The following is a 21,289-nucleotide window of genomic DNA, read 5'->3' on the forward strand; positions in this document are numbered from 1 at the left end:
AAACGAGAAAGGTAGACCTAACATGAAAAAAATCCTTATCGCGACTGCTGTCGCGGCGCTTACCGTCACCGCGGCCCTGGCCGCCGGCAAACATGCCGGTGGGCACGGAGAGGAAGGCATGGCCATCGGCCAGCCGGCGGGCGAAGCAAAGCCCAAGCGCACCATCAACGTCGTCATGAAGGACAAGTCGGACGGCGGCATGGTCTTCGAACCGTCGACCATCGCCGTACGCCAGGGCGAGACCATTCGCCTGAAGTTCGTGAACAGCGGCGAGCAGGATCATGAGTTCGTGATGGATACGCACGAGGCCGTCATGGAGCACAAGGAAGTCATGGCCAAGTTCCCGGAAATGGAACACGACGACCCGAACGCGATCCGTCTCAAGGCCGGCGAACGCGGCGAGATCCTCTGGACCTTCGCCAACGCCGGCGAGTTCTCGTTCGCCTGCCTCATTCCTGGCCACTACGAGTCTGGAATGAAGGGGGCTCTGAAAGTCTCGGGCAAGTAACTCGACAATCCATACAGGAGAAGACGCATGATCCTACGCAAAATGGCACTCGCGGCGATGCTTGGCCTCGCCGCTGCGCAACCGGGTTTTACCGCCGAGTTCACCAAGGGCGAGGTGACCAAGGTGGACGCTAAACAGAAGAAAATCACCATCAAGCACGAGGCGCTTGAGAATCTCGACATGCCGGCCATGACGATGGTGTTTGTCGTCGCGGACGACGCCATGCTTGAAAAGGTCAAGCCGGGGCAGGCGATCGAGTTCATAGCCGACCGCGTCAACGGCCGCATCACCGTCGTTGAAATCAAGTAAGGAATTCCTTGCCGCGGCCTCTGGGACCGCGGCGAGGTCCCCCTCAAGTCGCGACATGAACGTGCTGGCTTATCTGCATGCTGCCAATTTGAGGCAACTGCTCGTAAATATTCGCGGGATCGCGTGCAATCTGGGCGCCGACCTCAGGATCATGTCACTCTACCTGCGGACGGCGGCCGTTCTGGCCGCGGTCGCGCTGATCTTCGTCGGCAGCGGCCGTGGGATATTGTTCTTCGTACCCGCGCTTGCGGTTTATCTGCTCGCCTGTGCACTGCTGTCGGCGCTCTCGCTCTGGCGCACAGACCCGCCGGCTCAACAGCTCTATTGGGTGATCCTGGACGCGGTTTTTGTCACGGCCGTTCTCTATGAGCATATTCTGGGCGCGCTCGTCTCACAGCCTCACGGACTGACGACGGCTAGCCTTGTCATACCTTTTCTATTCCTAAGCCATGTTGGCATGACCCTGCGAGGGCGCCTGATCGTTCTGTTCTCGTCCGTGGTTTTCTGCGCCTGGCTCGTCATGCTCGCGTTGATGGCCTGGCGCCATGAGCCGGAGGCTCCCGGCACATTCTGGCCGGTTTTTCTTAGCCTTGATTCCGGCCTTGCCCTGACGTTCGGATTGACCGCGATGTCGGCCGGCCTCCTGGCGGTGGACCACCAACGCGCGCGTCGTGAAACGCACAGGATCGATCGCTGGCGGCACAATCTTTCGCGATTTTTCTCGCCATTCGTTGTCGCGGAGCTGCAGGAGGCTGGTCGCTCGCTCGCCCTGCAAAGACGCCCTGCGGCGATCATGTTCGTCGACTTGCGCGATTTCACGAGCTACGCAGAACATGCTTCGCCAGCACACCTCGCGCACGTGCTAACTGAATACCGGCAGCTTGTTGCGGGTACGGTCTTTGCCTTCGGTGGCACCGTCGATAAATTTATTGGTGATGGCGTCATGGCAGTGTTTGGCCAGCCGGCGGCTCGGGATGACGATGCCGAGCGGGCCTTGTGCTGCGCCTTGGAGCTTTGCGATCGGTTACAGGCGTGGCAGCCCTTCCATACAGTCGATCATGCGACCTTTCAGGCGGGAATTGGTGTTCACTACGGAATGGTGATCGGCGGCGTGCTGGATAGCGGCAGCCACGACGAGTTCACGGTGTTCGGAGATGCCGTCAATGTCGCCCAGCGTCTTGAGTCGCTGACCAAAGAGTTGGGCGCGACGCTGGTTGTGTCCTTCGCTCTGCTGGCGCGCACGCCTAGGGCTAGGAGGTCCGGTGGCTGGCTCTTCAAGAAGGGCGTCGCACTGACCGGCCGTAGAATCCCGATTAATATAGCCTACCGTCCCCGGCACCTCAAAACTGCTAATTCTTCAAATGAAGTTAATGCCGTCACGCGGTTGCCCTCCTCCTCCATGTTGCGTTCCGACGCATGAAGTCCGACCGCGTTCACATGAAAGGCGCTAATCATGAACAGGCGAATCCTGCTGCTGCTGATGGCAACGGTGGCAACCGGCGCGCAAGCCGCCGTTAAACCTGCCGTGGCGGTGCATAAGAACCCGTGGTGCGGCTGCTGCGGCGCGTGGGCGATCCGCGCTGCGCCAGGCGGGCTATCGGGTCACATTGCATGACAGTGACGATTTGGGGCCGATGACAAAGTCTCTCGGTATTCCGGACAAGCTGCAGGGGTGCCATACCGCGATGGTTGACGGCTATTATGTGGAAGGGCATGTGCCGCTCCATGCGATTGCGCGTCTGCTAGAAGAGCGGCCGCCGATCGCGGGCTTGGCGGTGCCGGGTATGCCCAAAGGCTCCCTTGGGATGGGCAGCCATCCCGAAGCCAGCTATGACGTTTTCGCGGTGGGTAAGGATAGTGTTTCGATCGTATTTGAGCACGTCGGCAAATAGGTCGAGGAAAACTTTGCACGCGATAGCGCGAGGCATTTGGTGCCGCTCCCCGATACGTAATTCCAGCATCTTGTCTTGGGTGAGACGCATCGCGTCAGCGTCGAAGTCCGAAAACGGCTGAACGTGAGTCAGGTCCGTTGCCTATCAGCATGCCAAGGTGGCGGCCGAAATCGCGAGGATCTCGCCTCGTTCGCATATGGATATCGCAGTGGTCCAGGCGATCGTCGACGATGAGACGCGACGCGGAGAGGCTTCTCGCAGCCATGACGATTGAACTGGCGGCCGCGCCGAGATCGCTTCGGCACGGCACGGAAGCCGTCTTTTCAACCTGAGGCGCTGGACCGGACCGGATGTGTCCCCGGTGCGGCATTGTGGTTCGGCATCCGGGAAAAGAGCGTGCGAGAGGGCACGGACCACCTTCGGAGCAAGTCCGACCCCGCTCTCCATGGATGGCTTTCCTGGTCCTCCGCCCGGCCTTCCACGATCAACCCGCCAGGGGTCGGCTATGCGGAGCATGCCGCCGCTGCGGCTTCGCCTGCGCGGTGATCGCGGCCGGTTGAGGACACTGACGGAGCCATCGAGCGGGGATCGGCCTCGCTCAAAGGTGGAGCCCTCAAATGTCGCACGATCTTTCCCTCGCCCAGTCCCACGCGTTCCAGCTCGCCCGCACCCTGATGGTCCCGGTCACACTGTTCCAGGTCGATGGAGAGTTCGGCGTGCTGCCGAGTGACGAACTCGATGACGCCGACGTGGTCATCGTCCATGAGTACGATCCCCACCAGTACGGCCCGGCTCATTGAGCCGGGTTCGCCCTGACGGGCGTGTACCGCTCGCGCGCGGGCGGCCGCAAGGGACGCTGCGCCGCGTCTGGTTGATGTCACGGCGCTGCGCGCCCTGCATATTTTATCAGTTGCCAGACGCGCCCTTGCCCCCTTCGCTCTTCGCGGAGGCGGGGATGGTCCCGCGAGGTGCGGGAAGAGGAAACTTGAGCGGGAAAGGTCCGACCCGGAGGCGTGTCGGGAAGAGAAATGGAAAAGAGAGACATTGAGGAGCTGAGGGAGCGCGTTCCCTGCGCGGCCGTGCTCGAGAAGGCCGGATTTGCGATCGATCTGAAAGAGAGCACACGCAAGGCTGTCAAATACCGGCGGGGTGAAGAGATCATCATCGTGATCCATGACGGCAAGGGCTGGTTCGATCCTCTCTCCGACGTCAAGGGCGACGTGTTCTCGCTTGTCGAGCATCTCGACGACATCGGCTTCGCAGAGGTGCTCCAGCGGGTCTTGGAACTGGTCGGGTTCGTGCCCAGCGAACCCGTCTGGACGAGGCGCTCCCGCGAGCGCGATCCGCATCTCGGCGTTCACGAGCGATGGAGTGCGAGACGCAGGCCATGGCGGAGCTCCATGACCTGGCGCTATCTGCGCGATGAACGTGGTCTTCCGGATACCGTCCTCCGCGCCGCGATCCAGCACGATCGGCTTCGCGAAGGGCCTCGCTGCGTGTTTCACTAAATCGCGGACACCGATTCCGGTAAATCGCGGACAGCGATTTCAGTAAATACGGGACAGTGATTCCGCTAATTCCCGGACAGTTTTCGGGGCGGATATGACGGTCGGTTCTCGGGAGCGCCGTTCTGACATTTTGCCCTCTCACCATCGGGTTGAGAGGGGCCATGCCAAGACGGAAGCAAGCGAGACGAACGAGCGTGAAGGACATACGATCGATCCTGCGGCTGGCGCATGAGCATGGGCTTTCAGTGCGTGCGGTGTCGGAGCGGCTGCGGATCAGCAAGACCTCTGTTTCGACCTATCTGTTGCGAGCGCGAGAGGCGGGGCTTTGCGGCTGGCCGCTGCCGCCTGGCTGTGACGATGATGCGGCGCTTGAAGGGCTTCTGTTCCGGCGGGTGGGCCGTCCGCCGCAGGATCTGAGCGAGCCGGATTGGGCGATGATCGCGCTCGAGCTGAAGCGCAAGGGCGTGACGCTGACGCTGCTTTGGCAGGAATATCGCGCCGCCCATCCCGACGGTTATGGCTACACCTGGTTCTGCGACAGGTTCGGCGCGTTCCAGCGCCGGACGAGCGCGACATTCCGCAACCGTCACGTGGCGGGCGCAGTGATGCAGACCGATTATGCCGGCCAAACGGTGTCCATTGTCGATCCCGATACCGGCTTCATCCGCCAGGCGCAAATCTTCGTGGCCGTGCTGGGCGCGTCGTCCTTCACCTTCGCTCATGCCAGCTTCAGTCAGAAGCTGCCCGACTGGATCGAGGGGCAGTGCCGGGCCTTGAGCTTCTTCGGCGGCGTGCCGAAGGCGATCGTCTGCGACAATCTGAAGGCGGGCGTTGTCAAGGCGCTGTGGTTCGAGCCGACGCTCAACCAGACCTTCGCCGCCATGGCCGAACATTACGACACGACGATCCTGCCGACCCGAAGCCGCAAGCCGCGCGACAAGGGAAAGGTCGAGGGCGCGGTGCTGATCGTCGAACGCTGGATCCTGGCCCGGCTGCGCAACAGGCGCTTCTTCAGCCTTGCCGATCTGAATGCCGCCATCGCGGTGCTGCTGGAAGACCTGAATAACCGGCCCATGCGCCATGTCGGCAAGAGCCGCCGGGAGATGTTCGAGGAGATCGAGCGCTCGGCGCTGTCGCCGTTGCCGGCGGCGCCGTTCGAATACGCGGAATGGAAATCGGCCAAGGTCCATCCCGACTACCATGTCGAGGTCGACAGAACCTTCTATTCGGCGCCGCATGCGCTGATCGGCCGGCGCGTGGACGTGCGGCTAACCCACCGGGTGGTCGAGATCTTCAATGATCACAAGCGGGTCGCCAGTCATGTCCGTCGCTCGCAGCGTTCCGGCCATGTCACCGTCAACGAGCATATGCCCAAGGCCCATCAGCGCTATGCCAACACGACGCCGGCGAGCCTGATCCGGCAGGCGGCCAGCATCGGCGCCAACACGGCCATTCTGGTCGAGCGCATGATGCGCGATCGACCTCACCCAGAGCAGGGATTCCGTTCCGCCTTCGGCATCCTCTCGCTGGCCCGGCGCTATGAACGGGATCGACTGGAGGCGGCCTGCGAGCGCGCGCTGATGATCAACGCGATCACCTACTCCTCCGTCAGCGCCATCCTCAAATCCGGCCTCGACCGCGCGCCGCCCGCGGCAGCGCCTGTCAAACCAGCACCGCCGCACACCAACATTCGCGGCGGCTCCTATTATCAATGAAGGAAGGAACAGACACGTGCTGACACATCCCACTCTCGACCAGATGCAGGCCCTCGGCCTTGGCGGAATGGCTACTGCCTACCGGGAACTGGCCGAACAGAATAACGCCGATAAGCTCAGTCGCGATGAGTGGCTCGGCCTGATGCTCGATCGTGAAACAGCCATCCGCGCCGACAAGCGTTTGACCAATCGGCTCGCCGCGGCAAGGCTGCGTTTTGCGGATGCCTGCATCGAGAACATCGACTTCGCCGCCCATCGCGGTCTCGATCGGCGCAACACGTTATCGCTGGCCCAGGGCGCATGGCTGAAGGCCCACGAGAACCTGATCATCACCGGGCAGACCGGCACCGGAAAGACCTGGTTGGCCTGCGCCATCGGACGGCAGGCGGCGAGGCTCGACCATTCGGTGCTCTATCTGCGCATGCCGCGTCTGTTCGAGGATCTCGGCCTGGCGCGCCTCGATGGACGCTTCCCGCGGCTCGTCGACAAGCTGGCCCGGGTGCAACTGCTGATCCTTGATGATTGGGGCACCCACACACTGAACGACCAGCAACGTCTCGATCTTCTGGAAATCTTCGAGGAGCGCTATCGCCGGAAATCCACGCTGATCACCGCGCAACTCCCCGTCGCGCAATGGCACAGCATGATCGGAGAACCGACAATTGCCGACGCCATTCTTGACCGGATCATCCACAATGCCCATCGCATCGCGCTCGAAGGGGACAGCATGAGAAAGCAAAAAACACCGCCGCCCTTGACCGGCGACGAAAACGGCGAAATCAATCGCAAATGACTTCAATCAGGCAACTGAGGACCGACACCATCCTGCTGTCCGGGAATTAGTGAAACAGCTGTCCGCGACTTAGCGGAACGACTGTCCCGTTTTTGCGAAATGCGCAGGCCTCGCGGCAGCATGTGGGCGGCACATGTCGATGATGACGGCGCCGTTACCGGCTGGGAAGAACGCGGGCCGGAATGGCGGGGCTTTGCCAGCGGCGGCGCAAAGGTCCTGTTCCGCCTCGGGCCGATCGGCGCCACCCGCCTCTGCATTACCGAGGCGGCGATCGACGCGATGAGCTTCGCCGCGATCGACAACCTCCGCTTCGACAGCCTCTATATCAGCACGGGTGGCGGATGGGCGCCGGCCACTGAAGCGGCCATTCGGGTGCTTGCCGCCCGTCCCAATGTGCAGCTCGTTGCGGCGACCGATAACAATGCGCAAGGCGAGGTCTATGCCGGCCGTATCGAGGCGATCGCCGTTGCTGCGGGCTGCGGCTACGAGCGGCTGGCGCCTGCACACGAGGATTGGAACGAAGAACTGCATGCGTTCAGAGGGAGGGAGAGAGACGGGTGAGGGGAGAGGGGAGAGGGGAGAGGGGAAACCCGGCTGCCGCATGCCCGCCGTCCGCGTCAAGGGTGAAGCTTCGCCCGCGTTCCGCGGCCCTTGACCCGGCCGGACGGAGAGGCGGCCGCGGGGAGTGGTCAGGAAGGGTTGAATTGACGGCGAAATCGGAAGGATGAGCCGCGCTCCAGCCCCGGCAAGGCCGAAGGAGCCGCTCCCATGCTTCACCTCTCCTCAATCCGCAAGATCTTCCAGGGCGTCCCCGACCGGTGCCAGATGTTCCGCATGTTCGACCGTCATGCGCAGCGGCCCAACCGCTGGCAGGACGATGCCGGCGCACTCTACGCCGGCGAATGGTTCGAAATCGGCGCGGTGGACCACGATTATATGTTCGAGATACTGCCGCCATTCTGGATGCGCGGCGACATGTTCGCGATGCGCGAATTCCTGACCGACAGCGTCACCAGCGTCTTCTTCGCGCTGACGATAGACGGCGAGCTTCGCCACTTCCACGGCTATTGCGATCTTTCCGACAAGCCCTCGCCCGACCGGATGCGTGTCGCGATCGTCGACCGGGAATCTCGGCCGGTGAAGGCGATGACGCGGACCGAGCGCCTCGATCACATCTGGAGCGCGACCCATGATAATTATCGCAGCTATGCCGGTGAACGCTGGCCGGAGCCGTCACGCGGCAAGCGCACCATCACCGTATACGGCGGCAGCCGGGGCACGACGCTGAGTCTGCTCGACGATCTCACCGACGAAGTGATCTCCACCAAGCTCCCGGTGCATCTGCGCACCCTCCCCGACGCGATCGCGGCGTGAGAGGGGCGGCAATGTTCACGTTTCCCGTACTCGGCGTTCGCAAGGTCATCGAACGCGGAAAGACCGATGCCGCCGCCAATGGCGGATTCCGCAACCCGTATTACGGCCTCAAGCCCGGCAAGGGCGAGATCCCCGGCCTCTGGCTGGTCGGAGACCAGGGGGTCTACATCATGTCGAACGGCAAACTCGCCGACGGTGACCGCCCGCTCGTGTTCTATTCCGACGAGTGCCACCCGGTCGGCAATCCCGACTGGTTTCATTACAAGCACCGCCATTTCGGCGGTGACGATGGGATCGAATTCATCGACGCCGAAAGGCTCATCCCGCTGTTCGACCGGGACTTCAGCTGCACGCATCTGCACGTGCAGCTGACCGAGACGGAAGTCTCGCTGTCCTTGATCACCCGCTAGCCCCTTCACCCCCCACGCCAGCCTCTCACGCGGCCGAAACCGCCGTCCGCGGGAAACGCGCGCGCCCAAAAATCCCAGGAGATTTCCCATGTCCCATGACGACCCCTTCACGCTCGACCTGTTCGGAAACACGGCGCTATCCTCGGGCCTCGGCATCGGGGTGACGGCGTTTTCGACGTCCTTCGCCGACAGTCCGGACGATGACGATCCGCCTCCCGTCTCACCGGCGCCGGCCATGCCAATCGCCGCGGCCGCATCGCCCGCTCGAGCGCACCTGGTCGACAAGGGCGAAAACTTCAAACTCGCGGCGACCCGCGGCCTTGCCAAAACCTGGCGGGACCGGGCTCGTAACAATCTCGCCGCCATACGGCTCGCCGCCGATATCGTCGACCAGCAGCGGCCTGCCACGCCCCAGGAACAGGCAGCGCTGATCCGGTTCACCGGCTTTGGAGCTTCAGAACTGGCGAACGGCGTATTCCGCCGCCCCGGCGCGCAGACCTTCCGCAAGGGCTGGGAGGGGATCGGCATCGAGCTGGAGGAAGCCGTCGACGGGGCGGACTACGCTTCGCTGGCCCGCTGCACCCAGTATGCCCATTTCACACCGGAATACATTATTCGAGCGATCTGGGCCGGCTTGCAGCGGCTGGGGTTCCGCGGCGGCCGCGTGCTGGAGCCTGGCATGGGCACGGGTCTGATTCCGGCGCTGATGCCGGAGGTTTTGCGCGATGCCAGCCAAGTCACCGGCATCGAGATCGATCCGGTCACGGCACGGATCGCCCGCCTCCTTCAACCAAACGCCCGCATCCTCAACCAGGATTTCGCGCGGGTCGACTTGGCCGAACATTTCGATCTGGCGATCGGCAATCCGCCGTTCTCGGACAGGATCGTCCGGTCCGACCCCGCATATCGCTCAAATGGCTTCCGGCTGCACGACTACTTCATTGCAAAGGCTGTCTCTCGACTGAAGCCGGGCGGACTTGCCGCCTTCGTTACCTCCAGCGGCACGATGGACAAGGCCGATGCCCGCGCCCGCGAGCACATCGCCACAATGGCGGATCTGATCGCTGCCATCCGCCTGCCGGAGGGCAGTTTTCGCGCCGATGCCGGAACGGATGTCGTGGTCGACGTCCTGTTCTTTCGCAAGCGCAAAGAGGATGAACCGGAAGGAGATGTCTCCTGGCTCGACCTTGAGGAGGTGCGCCCGGCGTCGAAGGATGAAGGGGCGATACGCGTCAACCGCTGGTTTGCCCGGCATCCTGACTTTGTCCTTGGGCAGCACGCCCTGAGGACTGGCCCCTTCGGCGAGACCTATACCTGCTTGCCTCATCCCGGGACGAACCTCGACGCGGCGTTGACCGCTGCCATGCATCTCCTTCCGGAAGCCATTTATGACAGCGAGCCTGAAGAGGTTGGAGCGGACGCTGACGAGCAGGTTGAGGCGCCGGTCCGTAACGCCGCCGATGGCGCGGCAATCCGCGACGGCAGCTATTTCATCGGCCAGAACACCGCGCTGATGCAGCTGGTGGACGGCGAGCCTGTGACGATCCAGATTCGGAAGGGCAGGACGGGCGACGGCATCCCGGAAAAGCATGTCCGCATCATCCGCAAGCTGGTCCCGATCCGCGACGCCGTACGCGAAGTGCTGAAGGCCCAGGAGTTCGACCGGCCGTGGAAGCCAGCGCAGGTCAGGCTGCGCATTGCCTGGTCGAGCTTCGTGCGCGAATTCGGCCCCATCAATTTCACCACGGTCTCCACGACGGAAGACAGCGAGACCGGTGAGGTCCGCGAGACCCACCGCCGTCCCAACATCCAGCCGTTCCTTGACGATCCCGATTGCTGGCTGGTCGCCTCGATCGAGGATTTTGACATCGAGACCAACACGGCCAGACCCGGGCCGATCTTTTCCGAGCGCGTCATCGCGCCACCCCCGCCGCCGGTCATCACCAGCGCAGCCGATGCGCTCGCGGTCGTTCTGAACGAGCGCGGGCATGTCGATCCCGATCACATCGCCGAACTGCTCCATCGGGATGTCACCGAGGTGATCGACGAGCTGGGGCAGGCGATCTTTCAGGATCCCTCGTCCGGGGCGTGGCAGACGGCCGATGCCTATCTCTCAGGCGCCGTCCGCACCAAGCTCGTCGCGGCCGAGGCCGCCACGACGCTCGATCCGGCCTTCTCCCGCAATGTCGAGGCGTTGAAGGCGGTCCAACCGGCAGACCTTCGGCCTTCGGACATCACCGCGCGTCTCGGCGCACCCTGGATTCCAGCCGCCGATATCGTCGCCTTCGTCAGGGAGGCGATGGACGCCGATATCACCATCCATCACACGCCAGCACTCGCCTGCTGGACGGTGAATGCCCGTCAGCTCGGGTGGAGCGCCGCTGGCACCACGGAATGGGGAACACATCGCCGCGACGCGGGGCAACTCCTGTCCGATGCGTTGAATTCCTCCATCCCGCAGATCTTCGACACGGTGAAGGATGGCGACACCGAACGCCGCGTGCTCAACACCGTCGAGACGGAAGCGGCCAAGGAGAAGCTGCAAAAGATCAAGACCGCTTTCCAGAACTGGATCTGGTCCGACCCTGATCGTACCGACCGGCTGGCGCGGCTTTACAACGACACGTTCAACAACATCGCGCCGCGAGCCTTCAACGGCGATCATCTCCAGCTACCGGGCGCTTGCTGCACACTTTCTCTTTATGGACACCAGAAGCGGGTTATCTGGCGCATCATCTCTTCCGGAAGCACCTATGTCGCGCACGCCGTCGGCGCCGGCAAGACCATGGCAATCGCCGCCGCTGTCATGGAGCAGCGCCGTCTCGGGCTGATCAACAAGGCGATGCTGGTCGTGCCCGGCCACTGCCTGGCGCAGGCCGCCCGCGAATTCCTGGCGCTCTACCCGAACGCCCGCATCCTCGTCGCCGACGAGACGAATTTCATCAAGGAGAAGCGCCACCGCTTCCTGTCGCGCGCGGCAACCGCAAACTGGGACGCGATCATCATCACGCATTCGGCCTTCCGCTTCATCGCCGTGCCATCGGCGTTCGAGGCGCAGATGATCCAAGACGAACTCGAGCTCTACGAGGAGCTGCTGACCAAGGTCGACCGCGATGACCGGCTGTCGCGCAAGCGCATCGAGCGCATAAAGGAGGGCCACAAGGAAAGGCTGGAGGCGCTCTCGACCCGCAAGGACGATCTGCTGACCATTGCCGAGATCGGCGTCGACCAGATCATCGTCGACGAGGCGCAGGAGTTCAGAAAACTCTCCTTCGCGACCAATATGTCGACGCTTAAGGGCGTCGATCCGAACGGCTCGCAGCGAGCCTGGGACCTGTTCGTCAAATCCCGCTTTGTCGACACGAAGAACCCGGGCAGGGCGCTCGTGCTGGCATCCGGCACGCCGATCACCAATACGCTGGGCGAGATGTTCACGGTGCAGCGGCTGATGGATCACGCGGCCCTGTCGCAGCGTGGCCTGCACGAGTTCGACGCCTGGGCGAGCACATTCGGTGATACAAGCACCGAACTGGAGCTCCAGCCGTCGGGCAAATACAAACCGGTCACGAGGTTCGCGCAGTTCGTCAACGTCCCCGAACTGATCGCCATGTTCCGGTCGTTCGCGGACGTCGTCCAGCCGGTCGATCTGCGCGCCTATGTGAAGGTGCCGGAGATTGCAGGCGGCAAGCGCCAGATCATCACGGCCGAGCCGACCGCCGCCTTCAAGGCCTATCAGCGACACCTCGACCAGCGCATCAAGGCGATCGAGTTGCGCGACGGGCCGCCCCAGCCCGGCGACGATATTTTGCTCTCCGTCATCACCGATGGCCGCCATGCGGCGATTGATCTGCGCCTAGTAGATCAGGACATGGAGAATGAAGAGGCCAACAAGCTCAATGCCCTCATCCAGAATGCTTTTCGCATCTGGCGGGAAACGGCAGAGAACGAATATGTCCGCAAGGACGGCAAGCCGTTCGATCGATCGGGCGCCGGCCAACTGGTCTTCTCCGATCTCGGCACCATCAATGTCGAGGCGAGCCGGGGTTTCTCCGCCTATCGCTGGATCCACGACGAACTGGTCCGCATGGGCGTTCCCGCTTCGGAAATTGCCTATATGCAGGATTTCAAAAAATCCGAGGCCAAGCAGCGCCTGTTCAACGATTTCAACGCCGGCAAGGTCCGCGTGCTGATTGGCAGTTCAGAGACCATGGGCACCGGCGTTAACGTGCAGGCGAGGCTGAAGGCGCTCCACCATCTCGATGTGCCCTGGCTGCCTTCCCAGATCGAGCAGCGCGAAGGCCGCATCGTGCGGCAGGGCAACCAGCACGACGAGGTCGGCCTCTATGCCTACGCGACCCTCGGCTCGCTCGACGCGACCATGTGGCAGAACAATGAGCGCAAGGCCCGGTTTATTGCCGCCGCACTCTCCGGCGACACCAGCATTCGCCGGCTGGAAGACATGGGCGAGGGGCAGGCGAACCAGTTTGCCATGGCCAAGGCTATTGCATCGGGCGATCAACGCCTGATGCGGAAGGCGGGGCTGGAAGCCGAGATCGCCCGCCTCGACCGGTTGCGCGCCGCCCATATCGATGACCAGCATGCGATCCGCCGGCAGATCCGCGACGCCGAGCGCGACATCGAACTTGCGACCCGGAGGATCGGCGAGATTGCGCAGGACATCGAGCGTCTGGCGCCAACGACAGGCGATGCCTTCGCCATGACCGTGACTGGCGAGGCGTTCGACGTACGAAAGCTCGCCGGCCGCGCGCTGATGAAGGAAATCCTGACCCTTGTACAGCTCCAGCAGGACGGCGAGACGGTCATCGCCTCAGTCGGCGGCTTCGATCTAAAATTCTCCGGTGAGCGTTTCGGGAAGGATGGCTTCCAGTACGCCACCATGCTGCTACGCACCGGCGCCGAGCATGAGGTCGAGCTTTCCATCACCACGACGCCGATCGGCGCCATCGCCCGGCTTGAGCATGCTCTTGCCGATTTCGAGGGTGAGCAGGAGAACTATCGCCGGCGGCTCGACGCCGCCCACAAGCGCCTTGCGTCGTATTGACCGCGCGTGGGTGAAGCCTTCGCCTTCGAAGCCGAGCTTGCGATGAAGCTCGAGCAGCTCGCCGACGTCGACAAAGCTCTCGCGGCAGACTCGGACGATTTGGCCGGCAACAGCAATGGCCGGCCAGCTGATCGGAAAGCTGCATAAGTAGCTATCTCGACAGGCGTTTCTCGTCGTCGATCAGGATCACGCGGGCAGGCGCCGCATCGCCCCATTTCCAAAGCACCAAGTTAAGATCGTCGGCGGCAGCACCTGGGGCGAAGCTTCTCACCAGCAAGCCTTGATAGCCGCCGGCGATCAGCCTGCGGGCGAACGCCTGCGTTCGTGCTTCCCCGCTCGCCTTCATCTCGTCGCGCCATGTGCCGTCGGCGAGCGCAGCGGCGTCCATTCCCCTCGCCTTGAGAGCAAGGTCATCCCGACAATCGAACAGATCGTCGATCTCAGCGTCGTAGGAAACGAGCGTCGTCGGCTGGAGATTGCCGACCTGGTTGCCTTCACGCAGCGCCGTCATCACCGACAGCGACCCGTAGAGCGCCGGCACGCCCTTGGGATTGAATCGTCCACCGTAGAGTTCCGCGCCGCGCCCCGACAGCGGTTCGCGCGCATAGATGGGATTCAGCGCCCGATAGAGCTTTCCACGATACAGCACCGTGTCAGGCGTGCACGCCGGCGTCGACCGCGTCGACATACTCCAGCACGTCGTCGGCACGGCCGCTGCGCACGAGCTGCATCGCCGTCTGGCCGGAGAAACCCGGCAGCGGCTCCGAGCGATACCAGGCATAGGCCATCAGCTGCGAACCGAAACGCGGCTCGACCTTGTTGATCACCTCGACCATCTCGCGCAGCCGGCGCTGGGTCTTGTCGGATCGAATGCGGTCCTTGCGCTGGACCGCGTCCCTGCCAAGCCCCGCTGTTCGGGCGACTTCCTCGCTGGTCGTGCGGAAGGCTTCCGCGATCTTGCGCGGTGCGAAGAGGCCGTTGTCGGAATATTGGACGAGACCCATAGCCGCCTCCTGCCGTTATCGATGCCAATTAATATGACGCAATATAGCGTCTGTTAAAGCGGCATTCAATGGGAATAGTGAGGTGCGGAGGGGAAGGGAGAGGAGAGGGGAAAAAACCCGGTTCGCCGATCGGCCGAACCGGTGGCGCTTCCGCTCAACCGCGCCTCTCGCGATCCCGGCCGCGGCGTCCCGCGCAGGGCTGTCAGCCCCGCTTGGCCGGCCGGGCAGGGATGCTCGCCCGCAGTTGCACCGGCTCGTCCGCTCCGCGTGCGGGGGGATGTCTTCGAGATGAAGACGAGGAAGGACCGCCCGAGCGGGCTGGTCTGGAAACCCGAACAGGAGAATATCCCATGCACCTCATAAAGGTCGATCCGCGCGCGTTGAAGGACAATCCCGACAAGGCGCGCCAGTCCAAATCCACGCCGCAGGCGGACGCGTTGCTTCTCGCGACGATCAAGGCCGTCGGCCTCGTCCAGCCTCCCATCATCGCGGCCGAGACCGGCGGCGGCAATGGCTTCATCATCGATTCCGGCCACCGCCGCGTAAAGCAAGCCATCGCGGCTGGGCTCGAGGAAATCGATGTGCTCGTCGTCGAGGCCGCCAATGACAACGGGGCGATGCGTTCGATGGTCGAGAACATCGCGCGCGAAGCGCTGAATCCGGTTGACCAGTGGCGGGCGATCGAGCGCCTGGTCGCGCTCGGCTGGACCGAGGAGGCGATCGGTGTCGCACTGGCTCTGCCGGTGCGTCAGATCAGGAAGCTGCGGCTTCTCGCCAATGTCCAACCAGCCATGCTCGACCATATGGCGAAGGGCGACATGCCGAACGAGCAGCAGCTTCGCACGATCGCTTCCGCCTCGCTCGACGATCAGAAGGAGGTCTGGAAGAAGCACAAGCCGTCGAAGGCCGATCCGCAGGTGTCGTGGTGGAGCGTTGCGCAGGGTCTGACCAAGACCCGAATGTTTGCGCGACATGCCAGCTTCGGGGACGATCTGGCGCAAGCCTACGGCATCGCCTGGGTCGAAGACCTGTTTGCGCCGGCCGACGAGGACAGCCGCTACACCACCGATGTCGAGGCTTTCCTCGGCGCCCAGCAGGAGTGGATGGCCAATCACCTGCCGAAGCGCGGCGTGATCGCTGAGGTCGGCCAGTATGGCGAGCCCAAGCTTCCGCCCAAGGCCGAGCGGGTTTACGGCAAGCCGGGTAAATCCGATTGCACGGCCATGTATCTTGACCGTGATGGGCGCGTTCAGTCGGTGGCTTATCGCATGCCGGCACCGAAGAAGGCCAAGGGCATGAACGGAGTGGTGGATACTGCCGACGCCGATGATGGGGTGATCGCTGCGAAGTCGCGTCCCGATGTGACCCGCAAGGGCAACGAGATGATTGGAGATTTACGCACCGATGCTCTCCACGAAGCGTTTTCTCGCGCGCCAATCGAGGACGACACGCTGATGGCACTGCTCGTGCTCGCCTTTGCCGGACAGAACGTCTCCGTCGCCTCCGGCAAGAATGACGTTGCCTATTATGGCTATGCCAGCCTCTCACGTCATGCGGTCCCTTTGTTGGACCAGGACGGCAAGCTTGACTTTGACATGGACACGCTGCGCATCGCCGCACGGTCTGTGCTGGTCGACGTGTTGTCGTGCCGAGAGAACCGTTCCGATAGTGGCATTGTCGCACGAGTTGCTGGTGAGGTGGTCGGCGCCGACAGCTTCTTGCCCAACATGGGCACGGAAGAGTTTCTGTCGTGCCTGTCGCGGCAGGCTTTGGAGGCGTCCTGCAAGGACACGCCGATCCTGCCGCGCGCTCGCGTCAATGACACCCGCGCAGCCCTTGTCGAGCACTTCAAGGAAGGGCGCTTCGTCCATTCCGCAGCACTGTTCGCACCCGACGCGGTCGTGCTGGCGTCCTGGATGGCGAAGAACGTGCCCACCACCGATCTCGACGAAGATGCCGATTCCGGCGACACGCCGGAGCATCTGGATGAGTTTGATGGCGACCAGACGTCGCCGACTGCTCACGACTTCGTCGGTGACGACGCCGATGGTGGCGAGAACCAGCCCTCCGAGGAGGAGTTGGGAGCCTACCGGGTCGCAGCCGAGTAGCCGCTCACCCCCCTCATCATCCTTCCGAACGATTTCCGCCGCCGGCAGCAATGCCGGCGGCGGTTCCGTTCCAAGCAGTTTAAAGGAGAAAAAAACATGTCCGCACAGCTCATCTACGATCTTGCCCCGCTCGGCTCCACCGTCACCTATTCCGACGGGGCGCCTCGTCCACCGGAGCGCTTCCGCAAGAAGCTGGCTGCCTGGGAAAACCGCAACAGCGGCGGCCGGCTGATCCGCAAGCAGGCCGCGCGCCGTGTCGGCGACACCGTGCTGCCGGCCAGTATCACCCTGCACGAGGGGAACTACGGCGGTGGCGGCGTTGTGGTGCTGACCGTCCACAGAAGCTTCTCGGTCTCGACCGACCTGAAGTTCGTCGTGACCGAGCGTCCGACAATCGGGTCTGTTCGCATTCTCGATCGGCCCGGCGAGGACGCCGAGTTGCTCCATCTTGCCGAGAGCCGTGCCCATGCAGAATCTTGGCTCACCACGCATCGCTACCCGAATGCCGTCCTTGAAGAGGTAACGGCCGATACTGTCGCGGCGGATTCGGTAGAGGGGAGGGCGGCCGCATGACCGCCATCCTCCAGACGGCACTGGGCGATGACACTTCCCCCGGATTTGCCAGAGTTTTGTTTGGCCACAGCCACGACGGTTTTCCCGTTGCTCTCGTCGGCGACAACGCTTTCGCCATGGTCCCCGGGAAGGACAGTCGGCACTATCTGGCGACGGGCTGGCGCATTGCCCGCCCGCTCGACGAATGGACACGGGCGGACTTTTATGGCCATTCGGGCGAATTGGCCGACGAGGTAGCGTTCCGTGACCGCGTCGAAGAAAACGCGCTGCATCAGCGGCAGCGTGCGGCCCTCGGCCGGCGTGAGATTTCGTCGCGAGCACATACGCCATGGGGAACGTCGCAGGGCGCTACCGTTCATGCCGATGGTGTCGCTTTCCACTCGACGGCCAGCCATGGCGGATTTCATCTCAGCCCGGAGCGCAATGCGAAGGTGCATCCGCTGTTGCGCGCCGGGCCGGCCTGGTACGAAGAGGACTGTCATTGGGCGGCCGTGGCTCACGCCTTTCCGGAACTCTTCTCTGATTTCGAACGGGCCAGCGCGGAGTCCACAATCCGAAACTGTTATCCGGAGGCGTGGGAAGCGATCCACGGGAAGGTGCTGGAACCCGGCCAGTCGTCGACGAAGGACGAACGCGAGTTTTACAAGCGTCATGCCGATGACTGGATCGTCGTATCGGCGATCCGCTCCGACCATGAGCCCGGCTTCACCGAGGTCGTAGCCACGATGGGCGGTGATCGCGCCGGAAAACGTGGCACCCGCCGCTACCTGGTTCCTTCGGAAGACTACGGCACGAGCGGCGGCCGCTTCGGATTCATCATCGATGAAGCTCGTCACCGTCTTTTCGACGGCCCGTCGAGCTTCGTCGGCTGGCAGGGAAGGAAGACGCAATGAAGGGCGCTCCCGAACAGCGCTCTCAACTTTTCCGCATGAGGAGGCGCGCCGACAGACCCAGCGCCAGCTCGATTTGATAGATCGGCAGATCATCCGCCACATGACCGCTCTGATCCCGCACCTGGGACGTCGACAGTCAGGCTATCGGCGCGGCAGGGCTCCTGACCCGAGCGCATTCCTCGAACGATATCGTTCGAACCTTGCTGCGATCACCGCCGCGCGGCAGCCGGAGATCGATGCACTATTGCGCAAGCTCGCCCGGCAGGATGCCTCCATCGAGGCATTCAAGGCAAGGAACTGGCTGGACACGGTCGACGCCCAACCCGACGCTCGGCATTGCGGCCAGCCGGCAACGGTCAGCGCTTGCGTACGAACTCCGTGCGAAGGACGAGTCCCTTGATGGCATCATGCCGGCAATCGACCTCGTCCGGATTGTCAGTGAGGCGGATCGACTTGATCACGGTTCCCTGCTTCAGGGCATGGTTGGCGCCCTTCACCTTGAGGTCCTTGATCAGGACCACCGAATCCCCGTCGGCAAGCACATTGCCGGCGGCATCGAGCGCCACGACACGCCCGGTCTCCGCGGCGGCAGCCATCTCCGAGGCCGGACGCCATTCGCCGGTGACTTCATCGTAGATGTAGTCGTCGTTTTCATCGGCCATGATCGCCCCTGTCGCCGGAGTTGAACGCCTTGTCCGATCCCGTGCGGCAGTGTGGCGTGAGCCATCTATAGCAGGCGGGCGCTATTCTCGACCGCACTTGCCGGACGTGACCGTGCCGGCACCTGGAGGCAATCGTTGCGCCGATAGCGGAGTTCCTCCGCGCTTCGCAGCCTGCTCGGGATCAAGACCATCTGCGCGGCCTGACATCCGCGCGATCACAACCATCACGGACAGGAGAGCATCATGCCACTCCACACGATCGAGACCACCTATCACCTTCCCGTCTATCGTCAGGGCGCCTATGACGCCGCGTCCGTCGACGAAGCCTGCAAACTCGCCATCGACGACGATGACTGGTCATGCGAGCTTCCTGATCATGAGACGGCCGGCCAGACATTCGTCACCGGAATCTGGCGAGGCCGGGATACGGCATATCAAGGCGAGCCTTTCGCTGCTTCCGGGCGGTTCGTCCAGACAGTGCAACGCAAGGCCGAGCTTTTCGACACGCTCGTGCGCTTGCTGAAGGAGCCCGCCCAGCCAATGGGCCTGTCGCGACATGACTTTGATTCCAGGCTGCTGCGCGCGCTCGCCGCCATTGCCGTGGCCGATGGAATTTTTCGAGACGCCAGCGTCGTGCGGCCGCGGGAAATCTCGGCTATACATTCCTCCTGACGACGGGGGAGACCATGATGGACAACACGACGCGCACAGCCTTTGAGCGGTTGCTTAAGATCGCCCAGTCGGACACCGGGCAGTCGGGTCGGGTCGCCTCCTTCGTCCTGGCCTGGTGGAACGCTGCCGACCATGGCGGTTTCGACATCGCGGATCTCTTCGCCGTCGACGCCGAAATCGGCCGGGATATGGCCACCGTCTTCTCCTATCTCGTGGGCCGGCCCACGGCCGAGTATCCCGAGGCGTATCGCGTCGAGATCGAGGCGATCATTCGCCGATGGCGGCCGGAGGTCTGGGAGCGCTACGCCGAGTCGGCGTGACGTCCTGGCGGCAGACTGTCGAACCCGACCGGCCCGATCACATCCGCGCTTGTGACGGTCATCGCAAGGCGGCATTTCAGGCGCGGGCCAGCCCATCTGAGAAACCTGCGCGTTGATGCCGACGGTCCAACAATGAGCGAGCCGCCTTGGCTCGGCTTGCATGTCCTGGCGCCATTCGGTCTTGCAGCGCGGCGCAGTGCTGGCGGAACGCCCACGCAGCGGTGATCCGTTGTGGAGAGCCCGTTCCTTCCCTCTTCCCGAATGAGATCGGCCGCGTCGGCGGCGAAAGGCGAACGCGCGATTTGGAAACGCATGTGCCTGGACGTTCGCGGTCTGCCGGGAGGTGAGCTGCTTGGGCTGTTCAGCCCTTCCTAGATCGCCTGCTCTTCCTGACATCACTGCCGTGCCGGTCCCCCCGTCGGGTTTGCTGCGGTCTGAACCGGCGGCCAGCCGCTTCAAGGCCGCTGCGCGCCGCGGAGCGGCCGGGCGCCGCCATTCTCGGCAAAGCAGGCCCGCGTCCCGCGGCGGGCTCCAGCGAAGGGCGGGCCCGCCTTGTCCGCAAGCCGGCTTCGCTCGCCTGCCGGTTCCCGGACCCTGAAGCGTCCAGCTTCCGCCGGTTCGGGTCGACCGCACCCGAAGGGGGACCGGCAAGGGCCGGCTCGATCCCGAGGGACGCAACCGAAGGAAAGGATTTTTCCCATGACCAAGACCACCCGCACCCGGCAGACCGCCCGCGTCGTCCAGCTGCGCAAGGGCTCCACGATCGAAATGGTTCGCCTCTCCTGCCCCGACAGCAACCAGACCGCCCTCATCTCGGAGAGCTTCGGACTTCCCGTCCTCGACAGCGACGGCATCCGCAGCCTGCATGAGCGGTTCTTCAACGAGACGGCCGACTCGCTCCGCGAAGGCCTGAGCGACCGGGCCATGCAGATCCATCTCCAGCGCATCGTCGGCTCCTATGTCGGCTCCGCCCACGGCGCAGGGCAGTTCTACAGCCGGTCGGTGTCCGAGGCGCGGGACGCCACGGCCAAGCTCGCCAACGACGCCCGAGACGAAGATCGTGACGGGCCGGTCGGGTTCGACAGCCAGGCGCAGAGAAAGCGCGAGTTCGCCGCCGACATGGCGCTCCAGGCCCACGCGCTGCGCATGGCGGCCGAGGCCGCCGTCGCCTCCTACGAGCATATCGTCGGCGAGACCTGGAAGCCCTTCGAGCGCCCGGTCGAGAACGCCGGCGAGACCGTCGGCCGCCAGGCGGCCGAACTCCAGATGGCGGCCCTCGGCTAGCCATCCCGGCGGGGCTCCGGCCCCGCCGATTACATCTTCGGCCGACAGAACAGGCCGGTCCCGCGAGGGACCGGCCTGTTCGCATGTCCCGTCAAAGGCAACAGCGATCGCAGAAGATGAAAAGGGCCGAGAAGAAACAGGGGCATGCCGAGCGTGCCCCGTCCCGGATGGCGGTCCTGCCGGGGCCGGCGGACAGCGCAAT

17 protein-coding genes and 4 pseudogenes are annotated in these 21,289 nt (G+C 63.5%); 18 read left to right on the forward strand and 3 right to left on the reverse strand.

The window, feature by feature from the left end:
* The first annotated feature begins 22 nt into the window (after positions 1–22).
* From GA830_RS19230 to GA830_RS19285, 12 genes and pseudogenes are all read left to right on the forward strand, one after another.
* Complete coding sequence (locus GA830_RS19230; RefSeq protein ID WP_195165226.1) at positions 23–508, forward strand: cupredoxin domain-containing protein; 486 nt, start codon at positions 23–25, stop codon at positions 506–508.
* Between the two features lie 27 nt (positions 509–535).
* Positions 536–817: a copper-binding protein gene (locus GA830_RS19235; protein WP_195165227.1), complete on the forward strand. Its 282-nt coding sequence runs from the start codon at positions 536–538 to the stop codon at positions 815–817.
* Between the two features lie 55 nt (positions 818–872).
* Entirely contained in the window at positions 873–2,237 is a 1,365-nt protein-coding gene (locus GA830_RS19240) for an adenylate/guanylate cyclase domain-containing protein (RefSeq protein ID WP_195165228.1), read from the forward strand.
* Between the two features lie 33 nt (positions 2,238–2,270).
* Positions 2,271–2,709, forward strand: a pseudogene (locus tag GA830_RS20515) (DUF411 domain-containing protein).
* 617 nt (positions 2,710–3,326) lie between these two features.
* Positions 3,327–3,509: a hypothetical protein gene (locus GA830_RS19250; RefSeq protein ID WP_195165229.1), complete on the forward strand. Its 183-nt coding sequence runs from the start codon at positions 3,327–3,329 to the stop codon at positions 3,507–3,509.
* A gap of 228 nt (positions 3,510–3,737) precedes the next feature.
* Positions 3,738–4,202 (forward strand): annotated as a pseudogene (locus GA830_RS19255) (hypothetical protein); the annotation flags it as partial.
* A 176-nt stretch (positions 4,203–4,378) separates the two neighbouring features.
* Positions 4,379–5,932, forward strand: coding sequence for an IS21 family transposase (gene istA / locus GA830_RS19260; RefSeq protein ID WP_195165230.1), 1,554 nt, complete (start codon positions 4,379–4,381; stop codon positions 5,930–5,932).
* Positions 5,933–5,975: 43 nt separating this feature from the next.
* Complete coding sequence (gene istB, locus GA830_RS19265) at positions 5,976–6,725, forward strand: IS21-like element helper ATPase IstB (RefSeq protein WP_374939345.1); 750 nt, start codon at positions 5,976–5,978, stop codon at positions 6,723–6,725.
* Positions 6,726–6,794: 69 nt separating this feature from the next.
* Positions 6,795–7,352, forward strand: a pseudogene (locus GA830_RS19270) (DUF3991 and toprim domain-containing protein); the annotation flags it as partial.
* A gap of 141 nt (positions 7,353–7,493) precedes the next feature.
* Positions 7,494–8,099, forward strand: coding sequence for a DUF1419 domain-containing protein (locus GA830_RS19275; protein ID WP_195165233.1), 606 nt, complete (start codon positions 7,494–7,496; stop codon positions 8,097–8,099).
* Between the two features lie 11 nt (positions 8,100–8,110).
* Entirely contained in the window at positions 8,111–8,509 is a 399-nt protein-coding gene (locus tag GA830_RS19280) for a DUF3085 domain-containing protein (RefSeq protein ID WP_195165234.1), read from the forward strand.
* 88 nt (positions 8,510–8,597) lie between these two features.
* A pseudogene (locus GA830_RS19285) lies at positions 8,598–13,718 on the forward strand (N-6 DNA methylase).
* Positions 13,719–13,722: 4 nt separating this feature from the next.
* Here GA830_RS19285 and GA830_RS19290 read toward each other — a convergent pair.
* Both GA830_RS19290 and GA830_RS19295 read right to left on the reverse strand, forming a co-directional pair.
* Positions 13,723–14,220: an RES family NAD+ phosphorylase gene (locus GA830_RS19290; RefSeq protein WP_195165284.1), complete on the reverse strand. Its 498-nt coding sequence runs from the start codon at positions 14,218–14,220 to the stop codon at positions 13,723–13,725.
* A 4-nt stretch (positions 14,221–14,224) separates the two neighbouring features.
* Complete coding sequence (locus GA830_RS19295; RefSeq protein ID WP_195165235.1) at positions 14,225–14,575, reverse strand: MbcA/ParS/Xre antitoxin family protein; 351 nt, start codon at positions 14,573–14,575, stop codon at positions 14,225–14,227.
* Positions 14,576–14,925: 350 nt separating this feature from the next.
* Between GA830_RS19295 and GA830_RS19300 the strand changes: the two genes are divergently transcribed.
* The 3 genes from GA830_RS19300 (at position 14,926) to GA830_RS19310 (ending at position 18,149) form a co-directional block, all read left to right on the forward strand.
* Positions 14,926–16,683: a ParB N-terminal domain-containing protein gene (locus GA830_RS19300; protein WP_195165285.1), complete on the forward strand. Its 1,758-nt coding sequence runs from the start codon at positions 14,926–14,928 to the stop codon at positions 16,681–16,683.
* Positions 16,684–16,779: 96 nt separating this feature from the next.
* On the forward strand, positions 16,780–17,256 hold the full coding sequence (locus GA830_RS19305; RefSeq protein ID WP_195165236.1) for a hypothetical protein: 477 nt from the start codon (positions 16,780–16,782) through the stop codon (positions 17,254–17,256).
* Entirely contained in the window at positions 17,253–18,149 is an 897-nt protein-coding gene (locus tag GA830_RS19310; RefSeq protein WP_195165237.1) for a DUF7007 domain-containing protein, read from the forward strand. Before GA830_RS19305 ends, GA830_RS19310 begins: the two co-directional genes overlap by 4 nt.
* Before the next feature lie 356 nt (positions 18,150–18,505).
* Here GA830_RS19310 and GA830_RS19315 read toward each other — a convergent pair whose 3' ends face one another.
* A complete protein-coding gene (locus tag GA830_RS19315) occupies positions 18,506–18,811 on the reverse strand; it encodes an alkylphosphonate utilization protein (protein ID WP_195165238.1) in 306 nt (101 codons plus the stop codon).
* Between the two features lie 243 nt (positions 18,812–19,054).
* On the opposite strand from GA830_RS19315, the gene GA830_RS19320 reads away from it, so the two are divergent.
* The 3 genes from GA830_RS19320 to GA830_RS19330 all read left to right on the forward strand — a co-directional run bounded on the left by GA830_RS19320 (position 19,055) and on the right by GA830_RS19330 (position 21,087).
* The gene (locus GA830_RS19320) at positions 19,055–19,483 is read left to right on the forward strand and encodes a hypothetical protein (RefSeq protein ID WP_195165239.1); all 429 of its coding nucleotides are present in this window, start codon (positions 19,055–19,057) and stop codon (positions 19,481–19,483) included.
* Between the two features lie 14 nt (positions 19,484–19,497).
* Positions 19,498–19,803, forward strand: a complete 306-nt coding sequence (locus GA830_RS19325) for a DUF7673 family protein (protein ID WP_308460486.1) — start codon at positions 19,498–19,500, stop codon at positions 19,801–19,803.
* Positions 19,804–20,502: 699 nt separating this feature from the next.
* A complete protein-coding gene (locus tag GA830_RS19330; protein ID WP_195165240.1) occupies positions 20,503–21,087 on the forward strand; it encodes a hypothetical protein in 585 nt (194 codons plus the stop codon).
* Positions 21,088–21,289 lie beyond the last annotated feature (202 nt).

This window comes from Mesorhizobium sp. NBSH29, assembly GCF_015500055.1.
Lineage (GTDB): Bacteria > Pseudomonadota > Alphaproteobacteria > Rhizobiales > Rhizobiaceae > Neomesorhizobium.

Excerpts from the sequence above, each read along its gene's own strand:
- GA830_RS19275 (WP_195165233.1), top strand. The coding sequence starts at position 7,494 with ATGCTTCACCTCTCCTCAATCCGCAAGATCTTCCAGGGCGTCCCCGAC.
- GA830_RS19230 (WP_195165226.1), top strand. The coding sequence starts at position 23 with ATGAAAAAAATCCTTATCGCGACTGCTGTCGCGGCGCTTACCGTCACC.
- istB (WP_374939345.1), top strand. The coding sequence starts at position 5,976 with ATGCAGGCCCTCGGCCTTGGCGGAATGGCTACTGCCTACCGGGAACTG.
- GA830_RS19305 (WP_195165236.1), top strand. The coding sequence starts at position 16,780 with ATGTCCGCACAGCTCATCTACGATCTTGCCCCGCTCGGCTCCACCGTC.
- GA830_RS19315 (WP_195165238.1), bottom strand. The coding sequence starts at position 18,811 with ATGGCCGATGAAAACGACGACTACATCTACGATGAAGTCACCGGCGAA.
- GA830_RS19325 (WP_308460486.1), top strand. The coding sequence starts at position 19,498 with ATGATGGACAACACGACGCGCACAGCCTTTGAGCGGTTGCTTAAGATC.
- GA830_RS19300 (WP_195165285.1), top strand. The coding sequence starts at position 14,926 with ATGCACCTCATAAAGGTCGATCCGCGCGCGTTGAAGGACAATCCCGAC.
- GA830_RS19280 (WP_195165234.1), top strand. The coding sequence starts at position 8,111 with ATGTTCACGTTTCCCGTACTCGGCGTTCGCAAGGTCATCGAACGCGGA.
- GA830_RS19320 (WP_195165239.1), top strand. The coding sequence starts at position 19,055 with ATGCCACTCCACACGATCGAGACCACCTATCACCTTCCCGTCTATCGT.
- istA (WP_195165230.1), top strand. The coding sequence starts at position 4,379 with ATGCCAAGACGGAAGCAAGCGAGACGAACGAGCGTGAAGGACATACGA.
- GA830_RS19235 (WP_195165227.1), top strand. The coding sequence starts at position 536 with ATGATCCTACGCAAAATGGCACTCGCGGCGATGCTTGGCCTCGCCGCT.
- GA830_RS19240 (WP_195165228.1), top strand. The coding sequence starts at position 873 with ATGAACGTGCTGGCTTATCTGCATGCTGCCAATTTGAGGCAACTGCTC.
- GA830_RS19295 (WP_195165235.1), bottom strand. The coding sequence starts at position 14,575 with ATGGGTCTCGTCCAATATTCCGACAACGGCCTCTTCGCACCGCGCAAG.
- GA830_RS19250 (WP_195165229.1), top strand. The coding sequence starts at position 3,327 with ATGTCGCACGATCTTTCCCTCGCCCAGTCCCACGCGTTCCAGCTCGCC.
- GA830_RS19310 (WP_195165237.1), top strand. The coding sequence starts at position 17,253 with ATGACCGCCATCCTCCAGACGGCACTGGGCGATGACACTTCCCCCGGA.
- GA830_RS19330 (WP_195165240.1), top strand. The coding sequence starts at position 20,503 with ATGACCAAGACCACCCGCACCCGGCAGACCGCCCGCGTCGTCCAGCTG.